The organism is Martinezella tropici (genome assembly GCF_003287875.1).
Lineage (GTDB): Bacteria > Pseudomonadota > Alphaproteobacteria > Rhizobiales > Rhizobiaceae > Rhizobium > Rhizobium tropici_C.
The window spans coordinates 1-16,291 of record NZ_QMKK01000046.1 but is presented as its reverse complement, the minus strand read 5'-3'; the positions used below and the strand labels follow the sequence as shown (position 1 = coordinate 16,291).

The 16,291-nt window shown below is 59.8% G+C and carries 14 protein-coding genes; 6 read left to right on the top strand and 8 right to left on the bottom strand.

Going from position 1 to position 16,291, the window contains the following annotated elements; genetic code table 11:
* Entirely contained in the window at positions 1 to 1,116 is a 1,116-nt protein-coding gene (locus DQ393_RS20175; RefSeq protein ID WP_181592394.1) for a D-TA family PLP-dependent enzyme, read from the top strand.
* 180 nt (positions 1,117 to 1,296) lie between these two features.
* Here the strand turns inward: DQ393_RS20175 and DQ393_RS20170 are convergent, their stop codons facing one another.
* From DQ393_RS20170 to DQ393_RS20145, 6 genes are all read right to left on the bottom strand, one after another.
* A complete protein-coding gene (locus DQ393_RS20170) occupies positions 1,297 to 2,430 on the bottom strand; it encodes an ABC transporter ATP-binding protein (protein ID WP_112343513.1) in 1,134 nt (377 codons plus the stop codon).
* 85 nt (positions 2,431 to 2,515) lie between these two features.
* A complete protein-coding gene (locus DQ393_RS20165) occupies positions 2,516 to 3,745 on the bottom strand; it encodes an extracellular solute-binding protein (RefSeq protein WP_112343512.1) in 1,230 nt (409 codons plus the stop codon).
* A 36-nt stretch (positions 3,746 to 3,781) separates the two neighbouring features.
* Positions 3,782 to 4,639, bottom strand: a complete 858-nt coding sequence (locus DQ393_RS20160) for a carbohydrate ABC transporter permease (protein ID WP_112343511.1) — start codon at positions 4,637 to 4,639, stop codon at positions 3,782 to 3,784.
* Positions 4,636 to 5,520 (bottom strand): carbohydrate ABC transporter permease, encoded by an 885-nt coding sequence (locus DQ393_RS20155; RefSeq protein WP_112343510.1) that lies wholly within the window; start codon positions 5,518 to 5,520, stop codon positions 4,636 to 4,638. The genes DQ393_RS20160 and DQ393_RS20155 overlap by 4 nt, the downstream gene beginning before the upstream one ends.
* A 13-nt stretch (positions 5,521 to 5,533) precedes the next feature.
* Positions 5,534 to 6,691, bottom strand: coding sequence for a Gfo/Idh/MocA family protein (locus DQ393_RS20150; protein WP_112343509.1), 1,158 nt, complete (start codon positions 6,689 to 6,691; stop codon positions 5,534 to 5,536).
* Between the two features lie 194 nt (positions 6,692 to 6,885).
* Positions 6,886 to 7,218, bottom strand: coding sequence for a hypothetical protein (locus DQ393_RS20145; protein WP_112343508.1), 333 nt, complete (start codon positions 7,216 to 7,218; stop codon positions 6,886 to 6,888).
* 257 nt (positions 7,219 to 7,475) lie between these two features.
* Between DQ393_RS20145 and DQ393_RS20140 the strand changes: the two genes are divergently transcribed.
* Positions 7,476 to 8,342 (top strand): glycosyltransferase family 25 protein, encoded by an 867-nt coding sequence (locus DQ393_RS20140; protein WP_181592393.1) that lies wholly within the window; start codon positions 7,476 to 7,478, stop codon positions 8,340 to 8,342.
* Positions 8,343 to 8,382: 40 nt separating this feature from the next.
* On the opposite strand, the gene DQ393_RS20135 is transcribed toward DQ393_RS20140, so the two are convergent.
* Both DQ393_RS20135 and DQ393_RS20130 read right to left on the bottom strand, forming a co-directional pair.
* Positions 8,383 to 10,365 carry a polysaccharide biosynthesis protein gene (locus DQ393_RS20135; RefSeq protein ID WP_112343507.1) on the bottom strand — a complete coding sequence of 661 codons (1,983 nt, stop codon included), beginning with the start codon at positions 10,363 to 10,365 and terminating at the stop codon, positions 8,383 to 8,385.
* 214 nt (positions 10,366 to 10,579) lie between these two features.
* Complete coding sequence (locus tag DQ393_RS20130; RefSeq protein WP_112343506.1) at positions 10,580 to 12,265, bottom strand: GumC family protein; 1,686 nt, start codon at positions 12,263 to 12,265, stop codon at positions 10,580 to 10,582.
* Positions 12,266 to 12,457: 192 nt separating this feature from the next.
* Between DQ393_RS20130 and DQ393_RS20125 the strand changes: the two genes are divergently transcribed.
* The 4 genes from DQ393_RS20125 to DQ393_RS20110 form a co-directional block, all read left to right on the top strand.
* Entirely contained in the window at positions 12,458 to 13,540 is a 1,083-nt protein-coding gene (locus tag DQ393_RS20125) for a glycoside hydrolase family 5 protein (RefSeq protein WP_112343505.1), read from the top strand.
* Between the two features lie 106 nt (positions 13,541 to 13,646).
* Complete coding sequence (locus DQ393_RS20120) at positions 13,647 to 14,891, top strand: hypothetical protein (RefSeq protein ID WP_112343504.1); 1,245 nt, start codon at positions 13,647 to 13,649, stop codon at positions 14,889 to 14,891.
* Positions 14,892 to 14,929: 38 nt separating this feature from the next.
* Complete coding sequence (locus DQ393_RS20115) at positions 14,930 to 15,955, top strand: acyltransferase family protein (RefSeq protein ID WP_112343503.1); 1,026 nt, start codon at positions 14,930 to 14,932, stop codon at positions 15,953 to 15,955.
* Between the two features lie 211 nt (positions 15,956 to 16,166).
* Positions 16,167 to 16,291: ACT domain-containing protein (locus tag DQ393_RS20110; RefSeq protein ID WP_281024037.1), on the top strand; the 125-nt coding region annotated here is incomplete at its 3' end.

The window sequence follows — 16,291 nt, the reverse complement described above, 5'->3', positions numbered from 1 at the left end:
ATGGCCCATCACATTTCTCATGACATCGCCTCGCAGATCAGTCCCAAGCCCGGCGACCGGATCGATGGGCTTTCGACGCCGCGCCCGGTCATCGACGAAGATCGGCTGGCTGCAAACATCACCCGCGTGCAGTCCTACATGGACGAGCATGGCCTGAATTTCCGCCCGCATATCAAGACGCACAAAATTCCCGCTCTCGCTCAGGCGCAGGTCGCCGCCGGCGCCAAGGGCATCAACTGCCAGAAGATCACCGAGGCGGAGGCTTTCGCCGATGCGGGCTTCGAGGATATTCTGATCACCTTCAATATTCTTGGAGCTGAAAAGCTCGCACGGCTTTCCGCTCTGAACGACCGCATTTCCGGCCTCAAGGTCGTAGCCGATAGTGCGGTGACGGTTGATGGTCTTTCCGCCTGGTTCGCCGCCCGCAAACCGCTCACCGTGCTGGTGGAATGCGACACAGGCGGCGCGCGCTGCGGGGTGCAATCGCCCGAGCAGGCTGCCGCTCTCGGCAAGCATATCGGCGGCAAGCCAGGCCTCGCCTTCGGCGGCATGATGACCTATCCGAAGCCGGCCAACGCCGCTGCGACACAGGAATTCCTGTCGGAAGCCGTGAAACTCCTGAAGGGCGAAGGGATCGAATGCCCGATCGTCAGCAATGGCGGCACGCCGAGCCTCTTCGAAGCGCATCTCGTGACCGCGGCAACCGAACATCGTGCCGGCACCTACATCTATAATGACCGTTCCATGGTGCGGGCCGGCCATTGCCGCGAAGAGGATTGCGCGATGCATATCCTCGCCACCGTCGTCTCAAGACCGACGGAAGATCGCGCCGTCATCGATGCCGGCTCGAAGGCGCTCACCTCGGATCTTCTCGGCTTTGCCGATTATGGCCAGGTGGTTGGCTATCCCGACGCCGTCATCAAGGGGCTTTCCGAGGAGCACGGCGTCATCGACCTGTCGAAGTGCACCGGCCCTCGCCCTGAGATCGGCGACAAGATCCGCATCATCCCGAACCACACCTGCGTCGTCTCTAATCTTTTCGACCAGATGGTGTTTCATCGCGATGGCGTGGTGACCCGCGTCGAGGATGTGGCGGCTCGCGGCCTGGTCTGGTAGGGCGATCCGCCACCCGCGGGTTGCATCGGGGGCCACCCTCGTCATTCGACGGGCTCAGGATGAGGGCGGAGCGAGTTCCGAACATAAGCTGGGCGAGATTGATCAGCCCTCCTGGTGAGGAGGCTGAAAGGGCCGTCTCGAACCACGAGGGCGGATAGGTTGCTTCGGGGCCTGCTCCCGTCAGGAGGCGGCTCGGTTCAGCAATTCCATGTCGATTTCGGCCAGTTCCACCCGCCGCTCGAATGCCTGGCCGTTCTCGTCGAAGAGGTGGCAATCGGTGAGGCGGATGCCGGTCTTGAGCGGCACGTCCATGCGGATAGCTGCACTGCCCTCCAGCGTCGCACAGAAATTCTCATCGATGCCATCAGCGGTGGCATAGGCGACCGTTTGGGCGCCGAGCCGTTCCACGACCGTCGGCACGATGGTCAGGGTCAGATCACCGTCGCCAAGCTGGACATGCTCTGGGCGGATGCCGAGCGTCAGCGGTTTGCCGGCAAAGCCAGGGCGCGGTGTCACCGGAAGCAGGGTCTTCTGACCTTTGTAATCCACCTCCACGCCCGCATCGCTGACGCCAGTGCAGGTGACAGGCAGAAAATTCATCTTCGGATTGCCGATGAAGCGGGCAACGAAGGTATTCGCCGGCTTGTGGTAAAGCTCCAGCGGCGCGCCGACCTGCGATATCCCCCCGGCATTCAGCACGACGATGCGATCGGCCATGGTCATGGCCTCGACCTGGTCGTGCGTTACATAGATCATGGTCGCCTGCAATTGGCGGTGCAGCTTCGCCAGCTCGATGCGCATGTCGGCACGCAGCGCGGCATCGAGGTTGGACAGCGGCTCGTCGAAGAGGAAGATCTTCGGCTCGCGCACGATGGCGCGGCCAATGGCGACGCGCTGACGCTGACCGCCGGACAGCTGGCCCGGCTTTTCCTGCAAGCGTTTATCGAGGTGCAGGATGCGCGCGGCATGCTCGACCTTGGTCTTGAGCTTGTCTTCCGGCATCCTCTCCACCCGCAGCGGGAAGGCGATATTCTCGAACACCGACATATGCGGATAGAGAGCATAGGACTGGAAGACCATGGCAATGCCGCGCTTGACGGGCGGCAGATCGTTGACGCGAGCGCCATCGATCTTGATGTCGCCGCCGGTCACATCGTCAAGACCTGCGATCATGCGCAGCAAGGTCGACTTGCCGCAGCCGGACGGACCGACAAAGACGATGAATTCACCGTCGTTGACGTCGAGCTCCACGCCCTTGATGACCTCAAAATGACCGTAAGATTTTTTGACCTGATTAAGGTGCAGCTTTCCCAAACTCTGTCTCCGCGCGGCGCCGCCAAGGGCGGGCAGGGCTCCAAAGGCCGCGCGTGATACGCGCGCGGCCCGGTGACTTGCAGACTTATTTATACTGCTCGAGATCGGCAGCGGCCTTCTTCAAGGCGTCTGCCGGCTGGGCCTTGCCGGTTACGACCGACTGGACCATCTCGATCATGACGTTCTGGAAGCCCTTATAGTCCTTGAACAACGGCTCCGGACCACCATAGCTGATGCCGTCGATGAACGGCTTCCAGAAGGGATCCTTCTTTTCGAACTCGTCGACCTGAGCCGAGGGGCGCAGAGGCGTGAGGCCGGCACCGCCCTGCAACTCGTACTCGCCCTGCGGGCCAGGCGAGGTGATGAACTTGGCGAATTCGATCGCCTTGTCCTCGACGCCGCTTCCCTTGAAGACTGCAAGGCTGTCGGTGATAAGCAAAGTGCCCGGGCCCTTGGCCGAGGGGCCGAGCGGCAACGGCGCGACGCCCCAGTTGATCTTCGTTTCCTTAAGGCGATAGGCCGCACCCGACCCCGCCTGGAGCATGCCGACCTTGCCGTCGAGGAAGATGGCGCGCATCTCGTTCTGCTCGTAAGCCGTCGGTCCTTCGACCGAGTAAGGCGTGATGTCCTTATAGGCCTGGAGGGCAGCCAGCACTTCCGGGCTGTCGAGAACGATCTTGTCGCCGTCGATGACCTTGCCGTTGTTGCTGTAAACCCAGTGGAGGAACTGGTGCATGGTGTTGTCGAAGGTCTTGGCCGACAAGCCGTAGCCCGGGATGCCGGTCTTTTCCTTGATCGTCTTGGCGTCGGCGATTTCCTCGGCCCAGGTGGTCGGCGGCTTCTCCGGATCGAGGCCTGCCTGCTTGAACAGGTCCTTGTTCCAGTAGAGAGCCTTGGTCGAGAAGGCCACCGGTGTACCCCATTGCTGACCATCGATGGTGACAGTATCGACAATGCCCGGATAATAGCTCTTCTTTTCGTCATCCGTCATCGGGATCGGAACGATCAGATCGTTTTCCGCGAACTGCTTGAGCGTGCGCGAACCGACGTAGGCCATGGCGACCGGCGTGCCGGCAGCAGCGAGCGTCGTTGCCTTATCCTGGCACAATTCCCAGCCGACGAGTTCCGGCTTGACCGCCCAGCCGGGGTTCTTGTCTTCCCACTGCTTGATGTACTTCACATGGATCGGATCGATGCTGTCACCGCAATAGATCCAGCTGATCTCCTTGTCGGCGGCCTGGGCGTTGACGGCGCCAAGCGCGGTGGAGCCGAGCAAAGCAAGGGCGAGAAGCCCCGTCTTGAAATGGAATGTCACGTTTAAGCTCCCGTTCTCTCTGGTGGTTGATTGATTTTATTGCTTCACCGCGCCGGCGGTCAGACCGCTGACGAGATACCGTTGCAGGAAGAAGATCACGACCAGAGCCGGCGCGATGCCGACGAAACTTGCGGCCATGAGTTCGTTCCAGACGACCTCCTGCCGACCGAAATAGGCAAAGAGCCCGACCGGCAGCGGCATGTATTCCGTCTTCGAATTGAAGGTAAGCGCATAGATGAACTGCTGCGCGTAAGCCTCGATGAACGAGGAGATCGCTACCACGATGATACCGGGCATCGCGATCGGCAGGATGACACGGCGCAGCGTATAGAACTGGCTCGCGCCATCCACATAGGCGGCCTCATCCAGCTCACGCGGGATGCGGCGGATATAGGTGTGCAGCAGCCAGATCCCCGTGGGAATGATGAAGGCCACTCCTGGGACGATCATGGCAAAATAGGTGTTCAGCACGCCGAAGGAACGCATGAGCCGGAACAGCGGGATGAGCAGCACGGCGCCGGAGAACATCTTGACCGCGAGGAACGCGCCGAGCAGCAGGCCGGATCCCTTGAATTCGAAACGTGCGAAGGCGTAGGCGGCCGGCACGACGAGGATCAGCACGATGATGGTGATCGATCCGGAAATCAGAAACGAGTTGAAAATGTACCAGGCGAAGCCCGGCACGCTGGTCCACATCGTCCGGTAGGCCGTAAACGAACCGTTTTCCGGAATGAAATGGTAGGGCGACGAGAATAGCTGGCTGAGAGGCTTCAGCGACACCAGGAACCCTTCGATGAAGGGTGCCAGCACGAAAGCCAGGAACAGAAGGATTCCGGCATAGATGCCGATGATCTCGTACCATTTGTAGCGATTGATCATGGCGGGCTGGCTCATCGCTTGGCTCCTGCGGAAAAGCGGCTGGTCAGGCGGAAATAGGCAAGGCAGAAGAGCGACAGGAAGATGCAGATCAACACGGCGCGCGCGGCACCCTCGCCATATTTGTAGGAGCCGATCGCGGTACGATAGGTGTCGATGATCATCGTCGTCGTCTCGCCATTCGGGCCACCGCGGGTCAGAATCCAGATGATGTCGAAGGAGTTGAACGTCGAAATCAGCGAGAGCATCGACATGGTGACGAGCGAAGGCACCAGCAGCGGCAAGGTGATGCGGCGGAAACGATAAAAACGGCCGGCGCCGTCGGTCCAGGCTGCTTCATAGAGATCATGCGGGACGGCCTGCATGGCCGCCAGCATATAGAGCGTGACCATCGGCACGCCGATCCAGACGTCGGTAACGATCGTCGCCCAGAAGGCCGAGCTGCCGTAGGCCAGGAAAGCGACCGGGCTGTCGACGATGCCGAAACGCTGCAGCAGACCTGAAATCATGCCGAACTGGCCATTATACATCCAGCCCCACATGAAGATGCCGATCGCCATCGGCACGATCCAGGGCGGCATGGTCAGGATCCGGAAAAGCGCACGGCCAGGGACGGCGGAATTCAATAGCGCCGCGCCGAGGGTGCCGATGATCATCTTGATCGACACCGAGAAGAACGTCCAGATGAAGGTGCGAACGATGACCGATGCGAATGTTTCGTTGAAGATCTTGCCGTAGTTCTCGAAACCGACCCAATTCGTCACCTTCTTCAACGACGCGTCGGTGAAGGACAGGATGACGGTGTCCACCAGCGGATAGGCGACAACGACGGTGACATAGAGGAGAGCCGGAAGAAGCAGGATCCAGGCGAAGATGACTGTGCTGCGTTGAACACCCATCTTGCGCCCCTCCTCAGGCGGCTCTTGAATAGAGCGCTTCGTCGAATTCGTCCCAGACCGGACGTAGGTCCACGACGGCTCTTTTCATTCGCGCCTCGTCCATCGAGAGCGCCAGAATGCCCGCTTCCAGCGCATTCAGCGTCGAGACCGGCAGGTGCAGCCCGGATTTGACATGCGCAATAATATCGGCCGCCATCTGCTCGTCGGCGCCGTAATGCTGCGAAAGCGTGGTGGCCGCGTAGGAGTTTTCGATCACCTTATTGCCCGTGAGCACTTCATGGACGTTGAAATAGCCGCGGATGAAATCACCTTCGGCCATGCCGCGCGAACCCATGATGGCAAAGCGGCGGAACTGATCCGGCACGTTCAGATTGGTATGGAAGTTCATGCCGACGCCATTGGCATATTCGACGATCGCCACCTGATAATCGATGATGTCGCCGTCGCTGTCAAAGACCTTGTCCGACCCCATCCAACCGCTCGGCTTGCGATGGAAGAGCTCGAGATCGTTGATGCCTTCCCGTGCCGGATCGTTTTCCGGGATGAAGCTCTTGCGGCCACCGAAGCTTGCCACCCGCTCCGGCCGCGCGCCGACGACACCATTGTAAAGATCGAGGTCGTGGCAGCATTTCTCCAGCATGAAACTGCCGGAATAATGTTCGTAGCGGCGCCAGTCACGCATGAAGAAGGCGCCATGATAGGGCTCGATATGCTCGGCGGCCTCGATGGAAACGACATGGCCGAGCTTTCCTTCCGCCTGCGCGGCCAACAGATCGCGGTACATCGGCGAATAGCGCAGCACGAGACCGACCATCAGCCGCTCGTGCCCGAACTTCGCCATCAGGCGGGCAAGCTCGATACTGTCCTTAATGGTCGTGACGATCGGTTTTTCGCAGAAAATCTTGAGGCCGGCCTCGAGGCCGATGCGGATGTGATCGAGATGCATGTGATTGGGCGAGCCGATCATCAGCAGATCGATCTTCTCGTTGGCAATCAGCTCCTGAGGCGTCGCATAGGCCTTTCCGGCCGATATGCCCTTCTCGATCAAACCGGGCAGGCCTGCGGGCGCGGGATCGACATATCCGGCAATCTCGAAGCTTTCGTCGATCGCCTTGAAGACATAGCTCAGATATCCCAGGCGGAATCCCAGCCCAATGATTCCCACTCGCATGCTTTTATGTTCCCATTACGTAATTTATTTTCGTAAGCTTGGGGCAAATTTTCGCATTCGTCAACGACGTTCGCGCATTTACTCAAAAACATGAAATTTATTTTCAGATTATCGCCTAAAAAAGCGCAGCTCTCAGGGATGAGGCCGCGCGCGATTTGACTGGATTGCCGCTTATTTCGGCAGAGCCGGACCCGTTATCTGTCAGGGCCGTTATATTGCCAGTATTGATAGTTCGGTTTTCTGGTGCTGCTGGAAATCACGCCATCCTGATCGCAGACATAACCGAGGCGCGGAAGGCTCCGGTAAAACAGACCTTCGCGGAAATAATCCGCGTGCAACGTGGTCGTGCGGCATTGAAATTTTTCGTCTGCCGCCATTTTTGGCGCAGTTACGCCCGGCAGGTTCTTGTAAGGATAGACTGGAGCGACATATGGCTTGGGTAGAAGCGGGTTCTCTGCAAAGGCTGCAGTCGGCGCAAGACCTGCCAGAAACAGCGCAACAATGGCGATTTTCGATTTGGTCAACATGACTTGCGACAATCCTTTACCCATGCGAATTAGCCACTTCAGCATCCGGCCGCATGAATATAATGACGCCGCTGTCGCGCGCCAACAGGCCGCCCGTCGAAATCGCGTTCAAATGATCGATGGGGTAGCGACGGAAATTCGTTCACGCTGCGTTACACCAAATAAAATGCTTTTATCCGCAAATACAACATGGGCGCGCAACCGGCATTTGCGACAAGTCATAAGCATGTTATATAGTAGTAGAAAAGTCTTCTTAGTTGCTGTCGCCGCGGTTTCTGTTTGCAGGAGTAACAGTCATTCTCGAACAGATTAATCGTATCCCTCGCCTTGTCGATCCCGACATCGCTGACGAAGCCGCTCAGCAGCTTCGCATCTATGTCATAAACCTCGATCGGTCGCGCGAGCGTTGGGAACGCCTATGCAGCCAGGCGATGGAATACGACCTGGACATCACGCGCATTCCCGCCGTCGACGGTCGTGTGATCGCGGAGCGTGATCGCATCGATTTCCATCCGAAGTCCTTCATCTATCATAACGGACGCAAGCTTCTGCCCGGCGAATACGGCTGCTATCGCAGCCATCTGCTTGCTTTGGAGCAGTTTGTCGCCAGCGGCGACAAGATGGCGATCATCATGGAAGACGACGTCGAGCTCAATGAACGGCTGATTCCACGCGCGATCGCAGCCATGGAAAGCGTTCAAGGCGCGCGCCTCGTCAAGCTCGTCAATCACCGCCTCGTCGGCTTCAAAGCGATCCGCGAAACCACTGAAAACGATGTCGTCGGCCGCTGCATGCACGGGCCGCAGGGGTCGGCTGCCTGCTATATCGTCAACCGCAAGGCCGCCAAGAAGCTGCTGACGACGCTGAAGCCCATGCTTCTTCCTTATGACGTCGCTCTTGAGCGCGGCTGGTCGACCGGCGTGGAAACCTTCACGACATTTGAAAATCTTGTCGACTTCAGTCCGCACCGCGCCGCCACGACCATCGGCAAGCGTATTCACTATCGCGCCGTAAAGCGCCATCCCCTGTTGCGGCTGACGGCGCATTGGTTCCGCACATGCGATCAGATGCGGCGCTGGCGCTACGCCGTCAAGGAAGCAGCGGCGAGCTTGAGCGAGCGCTGAGCTTGATAGGACGGCCGCCGCTCAATTCCTCAGGCTGCATCTATAGCTGCGCGACATTATCGAGATTCGGCTGGCCGACCGTCAAATCCGTCTCGCGTTCGCGATAGACGAGATCGACCACTTCGCTGCTGGGCGCATAGCCGGATACGAGCTTCTGCAGCAGCGTTCTGGCGAGGGGGATGTCATTTTTCTCCAGCGCCGCCTCCAGCGCTGCAAGCCGCTTCGACAACTCCGGCCAGGGCAGGAAATCTTCCTTCGCCTGCATGATGCGCGGATGGCTCGTCGGTTGCGGGTTATCGCCGATCAGAAGTTCCTCATAGAGCTTTTCGCCAGGCCTCAAGCCGGTGATTTCCAACTCGATATCGCCTTCCGGCTCATCCGCATCCCGCACCGTCAGACCGGACAGTTCCACCATGCGCCGGGCGAGATCGGCAATGCGCACAGGCTCACCCATGTCGAGCAGGAAAACGTCGCCGCCTGCCGACATCGCGCCCGCCTGGATGACCAGCTGCGATGCCTCGGGGATGGTCATGAAGTAGCGGGTGATATCGGGATGAGTGAGCGTGATCGGCCCGCCGTCGCGAATCTGCTGGCGAAACAGCGGCACGACCGAACCGGAGGAGCCCAGCACATTGCCGAAGCGCACCATGGCGAAATTGGTGCTGTCGGTATCTGATTTGCGATCGGCATCCATCGCCTGCAGCACCATTTCCGCCAGCCGCTTGCTCGCGCCCATGATATTGGTCGGACGCACTGCCTTGTCGGTGCTGATGAGGACGAAACTCTCGACGCCATGATCACGGGCGGCTTCGGCCGCGATCAGCGTTCCCAGCACATTGTTGCGGATGCCCTCGACGGGATTGTATTCGACGAGCGGCACGTGCTTGTAAGCGGCGGCATGGTACACGGTCTTTGGCCGCCATGCCTCCATGATCTGCCTGAGCCGCTGGCCGTCCCTGACGGAGGCAAGAAAGGGGATGATGCGTACATCGGCATGGCCGGCCGAGGCAGCCGATTTCTCCAGTTCGCCGTGAATGGCATAGAGCGCGAATTCGCTCTGTTCCACCAGCAAGAGCGAGGATGGCTCGTTTTTCAGGATCTGACGGCAGAGCTCGCTGCCGATCGAGCCGCCCGCTCCGGTCACCATGACCACCTTGCCGCGTATATTCTTCTCGATCAGGTCGCGGTCCGGGGCAATCACATTGCGGCCAAGCAGGTCCTCGATATCGAGTTCGCGCAGATCCGAGACCGCGACGCGACCCTGGGCGAGCGCAGTCAGATCGGGCATGGTCCTGACCGTCACGCGCGCCTTGCGCATGTTTTCGAGGATTTCATTGCGACGTTGCCGCGTGGCGTTCGGCAAGGCAAGCAGCACGCCCTTGATATCGCCCGAGACCACGAGCGCCGACAGATCGTCTGGAGCGTAGATCGGCAGGCCGCCCATGATGCTGCCATGCAGGTTGCGGTCGTCATCGAGATAGCCGACGACATTCAGCTCGGCGCTGTTGGCAAGCGCACCCGCAAGCTGCCGTCCCGAAGCGCCGGCGCCATAGATCAGCACCTTGCCAAGCTGATTGCGATTGAGGAGCCGCTGATAGGCATTGCCGAGCCAATAGCGCGTCCACATGCGCGACAGGCCGATTGCGATCAGCAGCAGCAGCGGCTGCAATATGCCGACCGTACGTGGCACGCCCGGCACGCTGATCGCGGTAAAAATCGTCATGAAGGCGAGCGCATAGATAGCCACCGCCTTGACGACAGTCACGAAAGCCGAAAGGCCCGCATATCGGAAAATGGCGCGATAAAGGCCAAGGACGATGAAGATCGGTATGGCGACGAGCAGGGAGACGATGGCCGGCAGCCATTCAACGCCTTCGAGAATGACCCAATCGTCGAGACGCAGACAATAGGCGAACCAGACCGTGAGCACGCAAAGGCTGGCATCGACCAGCAGCGCCAGTGCGCGCTTGGTGGAACGCGGCAGTGCCAGAAATGGCAAAACGAGCTTATCAGCGGGCACCATCGGTCAGTTTTCCTCGGCGCCAGTCATCGGAGCAGCGCACCGCTTTTCTCGCATAAATTGTCTCACAAAGCATCATACGACCCCTGACGACTGTATCGCGCTTCCATCAGCAGGATCCAATCATTCGCGGAGCCGATTTACATTTAGAACAGCCGGCGCGCAATTGCATCCCCCGATCCTGAAGAAGCCCTGGCGCAAAAAGCCGGAAGAGAGCTCATTTACCGAAATAGCCGCGGATGACGGGGTGCCGAAACAGGCCGAGGAGAATGGCAAAAGCCATGCCGAGGCCCGCACCGAACATCGCGCCGGCGATCAGGCCCGCGACCATCATCACCTTCCGGCTCGGTCCATCCGCCTTCAACGGCGGCTCCGCTTCGGAGATCACGCGAATATTGCTCTGCGACAGGTCCTGCGCGTCACTCGCCTGACCGGATCGCTTCAGAAGCGATTCATAGAGATCGCGGGCAGCGGTTGCCTTGCGTTGCAGTTCGTTCAGGCCGACGAGCTTGCCGGATGTATTGACTTGCGAGGCTTTCTGCACCGCAAGTTCCTTGGCGATGTCCTGCTCGGCCTTCTGCGCCTGTTCATAGTCCGCCCGGGCCGAGGTCATCTGCCGCTGCAATTCGGCCCGGATTTCCGCGCCAAGGCTTTCCAGGGAGGATTTGGCGGCGAGCAAGCGCGGATGACGGGCGCCAAGCTGGCTTTGAAGGCTGCCGACATTGGCCGCCAACGCCGCATATTGCTGCCGCAGGCTGCTCAATGCGTTCGACGTCGCCCCGGAGGAAGGATTGTTGGAAACCACATCATCGAAGCTCAACTTGCCAGCCGCGTCGGCACGGGCCTTCGCCTCGATCGTCTTCTGCTGGGCGGTAACCAGCATGTCGTTCAGCGCGGTCAGGCGCTTGTCGGAAATCAGATTGCCCTCGACAGCCACCATGTCATTGTCGGCACGATAGGTTTCGACGGCTTTCTCGGCCGATAGTACCTGCTGGCGCAGATCCTCGAGCCGGGAATCCAGCGCGGTATTGCTGTTCTTATAGCTGTTCGACGCGGCCTTGCTCTCCTCTTCCATGAAGGAGGCCACGAGTTGGTTGGCGATCCTGGCCGATTTCTGCGGATCGCCGGTCGTCACCTTCGCTGTTACGACATAGGTGCTTGCCTCGCGGGCGATCTGCACGGCTTTCGCCAGCGCGGCGGCCGCGACATATTTCGCCGCCTCGCCGGTGGCGCCGCCATCGAACTGCGGATCCTGATCGAGCTTCAACGCATCGACGACCCGGCCGAGCACCTTGCCCGAAGACAGGATCTGCGTCTGGCTGTCGATCATCGTCGTGATCAATTCCGGCGCCGTGGGAGCCTGCTGGGCGGAATCGGAAGTACCGACCGGTCGCGGATCGAAGTAGAGACTGGTTTCGGCCGTAAATTTCTGAGGTATCAGCGGAATGACGGCCGCGCCCAGCACGGCGCCAGCGCCGGCAAGAGCAAGGACCACGAACTTCTTTGCCCAGATCGAGGCAACAGCCGAGCGAAGATCGAGCAACGGCACCTCAGCCATCACTGCCGGCACCGGCGGTGCGGCGGCACTCGGCGGCGTCGCAATCATTGCGGCTTCCATTATCGGGGCAACGGCGGCAACCGACTCGGCGGCCGGCTGCGGTTTTACATCGGGCTGAAATTCGCGCGGCGACGGCTCGCTCTTGCTCGCTCCCTGTGTTGCCATGTTGATTGTCGCCATGTCGATCGGCCGAGCCGCCGCGGCAGGCTCGATGCCGGAAACGAAATCGCGCGGACGCAGCAGCGGGCTGCGCGAACGTTGGCCCTGACGGTATCCGTCAGACGGCTCAATGCCGCGCCAACCCGAAAGTTGGTCCGATCGCTTGTTTCGTTCCATTGAGCTCATGCCAGGCTTTCTACGCTCCGCAGACCTGTTGCGCCCAGCGGATGCAAGGAGTTTAGAAATGTTTGGCTAACGGAACATTAAGGACACTCGGAGGAAGTCGAGGCAGCGGCAATGGCAGCGCTTTCCATTCACCATTGTTCAACGCGACCAGCCTTATGAAAACAGCGCCTTCACCGCCAACGGGAGCGTGGAATGACCGGACCGATGACAAGACTGCTGCATCGCGCGCTTGCCGCTACGGTGGCCATTGCCTCCATTGTCGCGCAAGCCGATGACGGCTTTGCCGCCTCGCAGCTCTGCTATCGTGGCATCAATCTTTCCGGCGCCGAATATGGCGACCGCGACGGGGCGTTCGGCGTCAACTATACATATAACTCGGAAGAGACGGTGCGCTATTTCGCGAACAAGGGTATGAATATCGTGCGTTTGCCCTTCCGCTGGGAGCGCCTGCAGCCGGTGCTGGGGCAACCTTTCGACGGCGCGGAGCTGCAGCGGCTGAAGGATGCCGTCGATCTCATCCAGAAGCACGGCATGGCCGTGCTCCTCGATCCGCACAATTTCGGCTATTACGACAAGACCCAGCTGACGCAGGCGCCTGCGACGGATCTTGCCTTCGGTGACTTTTGGGCACGGCTGGCGATCGAATTCGCCAACCGCAAGGGCGTCCTATTCGGCCTGATGAACGAGCCGCACGACATCAAGGCGCCGGACTGGCTAGAGGCGGCCAATGCGGCCATCCGCAGCATCCGCACCGTCGGGGCGCGCAACCTTATTCTCGTGCCCGGCACGAACTGGACGGGGGCGCACAGCTGGTCGGCCGACGTTCTGGGCGGCGGCGCCAATGGCACAGTCATGCTCGGCGTTAAGGACCCGCTCGATTTCTACGCCTTCGAATTCCATCAGTATCTCGATGCCGACAGCTCCGGCACACACGCCGTCTGCGATGGCAGAGACAGTGCCCAAAAGGGATTGCTTGATGTCACGGAGTGGCTGCGCAAGAACGGCAAGCGTGGCTTTCTCGGTGAATTCGGCGTGCCCGGCACCCAGCCCTGCCTCGACGGGCTGAAGGCCGTGTTCGGCATCATGGCTGATCATAGCGACGTCTGGCTCGGCTGGAGCTATTGGGCTGCGGGCGAATGGTGGCCGGCGGACGAACCGTTGAACGTGCAGCCGCGTAACGGCAAGGACCGGCCGCAGATGAAGACGATCACGGCTGCCGCCGGCAAGAAGGCAGCCCTGGCGCCGAGCTGCGCGGCCGTGAAGCCGGCGGGCTGATCGACGGTGAGAACCGGCGGCGCAGGCAGGCGATTGGCGCTTTGTCGCGAATCATGAGACTGCTATCGTCGTGCCGGCCAAAGCATGCGGCAGCCCCGGACAACAGATGAGAAGCCCTACCGATAAACAGCGCGTCGATTATCCGATCCTGGCGATCACGCTGTTTTCGGTGCTCTACAACTGCATCCTCGCCTATATCAACCACAACATCATGCCGCTTTCGGTCTCGCATGTCGTGCTCTGCGAGGGCCTGATGATGATCTCCAGCGTGGCTTTCATTCTGAAAAAGGGAATCTATGAAGAAGACCTGCCGATCGTCCTTTTCCTCGTCTTCACGCTTGTCATCACGATCTACATCACCGTCTTCAATCGCCTGACCTTCATCGACCAGTTCCGCAACATCCTGATCATCTTCTGCTTTGCCGGCATCGGCAGCTGGGCGAGCGAGCGAACGGTCAGGCTTGCCTTCCGGATCGCCTGCGCGGCGGTGCTGCTATTCCTCGTCTGCGAAGTCGTCAGCACGCCCTTCTACGTCAGCCTGTTCCATCCCGGCGAATATTTCGAGAATACGCGCGGGATCAAGCAGGCGAGCTTCAATTCGACCGGCCTCTTTGCCAATGCCCTCGGCTTCCAGGGGCGTTTCTCCTTCGGCCTCATCGATCACCGTTCGTCCTCGATCTTCCTGGAGCAGGTGTCTCTCGCCAATTTCTGCGGGGTCATCGTCATCTACCTGCTCTCATTCTGGCCGAAGCTCGCCCTGCTCGAAAAAGCGCTTTTTATCTCGACGGTGCTTTTGATCCTGCTCACCAACGATACCCGCACGATGCTGATCTTCTCCTGCATCAGCATTGCGGGTTATTTTCTGTTTCCCAAGATCCCGAAGGGTTTCAGCCTTGTCCTGATGCCAGTCATCATCCTGGTGGGCTTCTTCGTGCATTTCATGAAGCCGGACGAGGTCGGAGACAATTTCACGGGACGGATCGGCGTCACGATCAAGAAGATGCTGGAGCTCGATATCCAATCCATGCTCGGCCTGTCGATCTCGCGCATCGGCGAATTCGCCGACAGCGGCTATGTCTATCTCATCTACGGGTCGACGATCTTCGGCCTGATCGTCTTCTGGCTCTTCGTCTGCCTCTATCCGGCAGGAAGGACGGCGGCGCAAAGGCGCTGCGCGCATTCACTCTCTCTTTTCATTTTTCTGAATATGATGATCGGCGGTACGGCAATCTTTTCCATAAAGATCGCCGGACTGCTCTGGCTGCTCGTCGGTTACATGCGTGTCTCCGACAGACCGCGCGCCGTTCGGGCGCAGTCGGAGACCTTAAACGAAAGCAGAGTGCCGGGCTGACGACGATTCGCGTCGGCAACGGCCGGGTGAGGATCGGGATGCTTGTTCAGCTGCAGTATCTGCGTGCCATCGCTGCGCTGATGGTCGTCTATTTTCATTCGGTGCTGCAGGTGCCGAAGGTCCAGCCTGGCTTCCAGACGGTTTTCCATCTCTTCGGCGAGACGGGCGTCGACATATTCTTCGTGCTCAGCGGTTTCGTCATGTGGCTGACCACAGCCGGGCGCGAAGTTCGCCCGCTGGATTTCTACCGGCGCCGGATCCAGCGCATCGTGCCGCTCTATTGGCTGGCGACCCTGTTTGCCGCCAGCGTGGCGCTGGTGGCTCCGACGTTGCTGAAGTCGACTGTCTTCGACCTTCCGCATCTCATCGCCTCCCTCTTCTTCCTTCCCTGGCGCAATCCGGCTGATCTCACGCTGACCGTCCCCGTCGTCGTGCCGGGCTGGACGCTGAACTACGAGATGTTCTTCTATCTCATCTTCGGCCTGCTGCTGCTCGTGCGCGAAAAATGGCGCTTCGCCGCACTCTTTGCCGCGATGACCGCGATCATCGCCGTCTGCAGCATTCTCCCAGGCGATACGACCGCCGCCAAATTCTACAGCGATCCGATCATCTATGAGTTTCTGGCGGGCGTCTTTCTTGCCAAGCTCTATCTCGACAAGATCCTGCTGCCGCAGGCCGTCGCCTGGCCGGCGCTGGTGATGGGATTCTCGTTCCTGCTCATCAACGAAACGCTCTGCGATGCCAGCATGCGCGCCTACATGTGGGGCATCCCGGCCGTCGTCATCCTGTACTCGGCCGTCTCTATCGACTTCTCGAAGCTCCCGGTCATCGCCACGCTGAATTACCTGGGGGATGCCTCCTACAGCATCTATATCACCCACGCCTTCACGCTCGCATTGCTGCGCGTCGTTTGCGTCCACCTGAATATCGACATTCTGGCGAATGCGCCGGTCTTCGTCACCGGCTGTATCCTCTGCTCGGCGATCGGCGGCGCCGTCGTCCATGAGCTGACGACGCCCAGCCGCTGGAGAAAATGGAGAAGGAAGCGCGCGGTCGCCGCGTGACTGTCGTCCTATCAAATCAGCGCTCCCCATCAGATTCGTGCCGTCTTCCGTCGGGACGACGGGGATACGCGGCTGGACGGCGCAATGGGAACGGAATTTTCCGCCGCCTGTCATAAGCTTTGCCCCACGTTCGGATCGGGGACACTTTTCCCTGCCGGCTGATTGCGATAAGCGAGCGGCGAAGATCAAGCCGCTTTACGAGGGAAGAGACATGACGAGCTATGTATTGACAGTGACGTGCAAGTCGACGCGTGGGATCGTTGCGGCGATCTCGAACTATCTGGCCGAGCAGGGCTGCAACATCGTCGATTCCAGCCAGTTCGACGATCTCGATAC

Excerpts from the sequence above, each read along its gene's own strand:
- DQ393_RS20150 (WP_112343509.1), bottom strand. The coding sequence starts at position 6,691 with ATGCGAGTGGGAATCATTGGGCTGGGATTCCGCCTGGGATATCTGAGC.
- DQ393_RS20145 (WP_112343508.1), bottom strand. The coding sequence starts at position 7,218 with ATGTTGACCAAATCGAAAATCGCCATTGTTGCGCTGTTTCTGGCAGGT.
- DQ393_RS20155 (WP_112343510.1), bottom strand. The coding sequence starts at position 5,520 with ATGGGTGTTCAACGCAGCACAGTCATCTTCGCCTGGATCCTGCTTCTT.
- DQ393_RS20120 (WP_112343504.1), top strand. The coding sequence starts at position 13,647 with ATGAGAAGCCCTACCGATAAACAGCGCGTCGATTATCCGATCCTGGCG.
- DQ393_RS20130 (WP_112343506.1), bottom strand. The coding sequence starts at position 12,265 with ATGAGCTCAATGGAACGAAACAAGCGATCGGACCAACTTTCGGGTTGG.
- DQ393_RS20115 (WP_112343503.1), top strand. The coding sequence starts at position 14,930 with ATGCTTGTTCAGCTGCAGTATCTGCGTGCCATCGCTGCGCTGATGGTC.
- DQ393_RS20175 (WP_181592394.1), top strand. The coding sequence starts at position 1 with ATGGCCCATCACATTTCTCATGACATCGCCTCGCAGATCAGTCCCAAG.
- DQ393_RS20160 (WP_112343511.1), bottom strand. The coding sequence starts at position 4,639 with ATGAGCCAGCCCGCCATGATCAATCGCTACAAATGGTACGAGATCATC.
- DQ393_RS20125 (WP_112343505.1), top strand. The coding sequence starts at position 12,458 with ATGACCGGACCGATGACAAGACTGCTGCATCGCGCGCTTGCCGCTACG.
- DQ393_RS20135 (WP_112343507.1), bottom strand. The coding sequence starts at position 10,365 with ATGGTGCCCGCTGATAAGCTCGTTTTGCCATTTCTGGCACTGCCGCGT.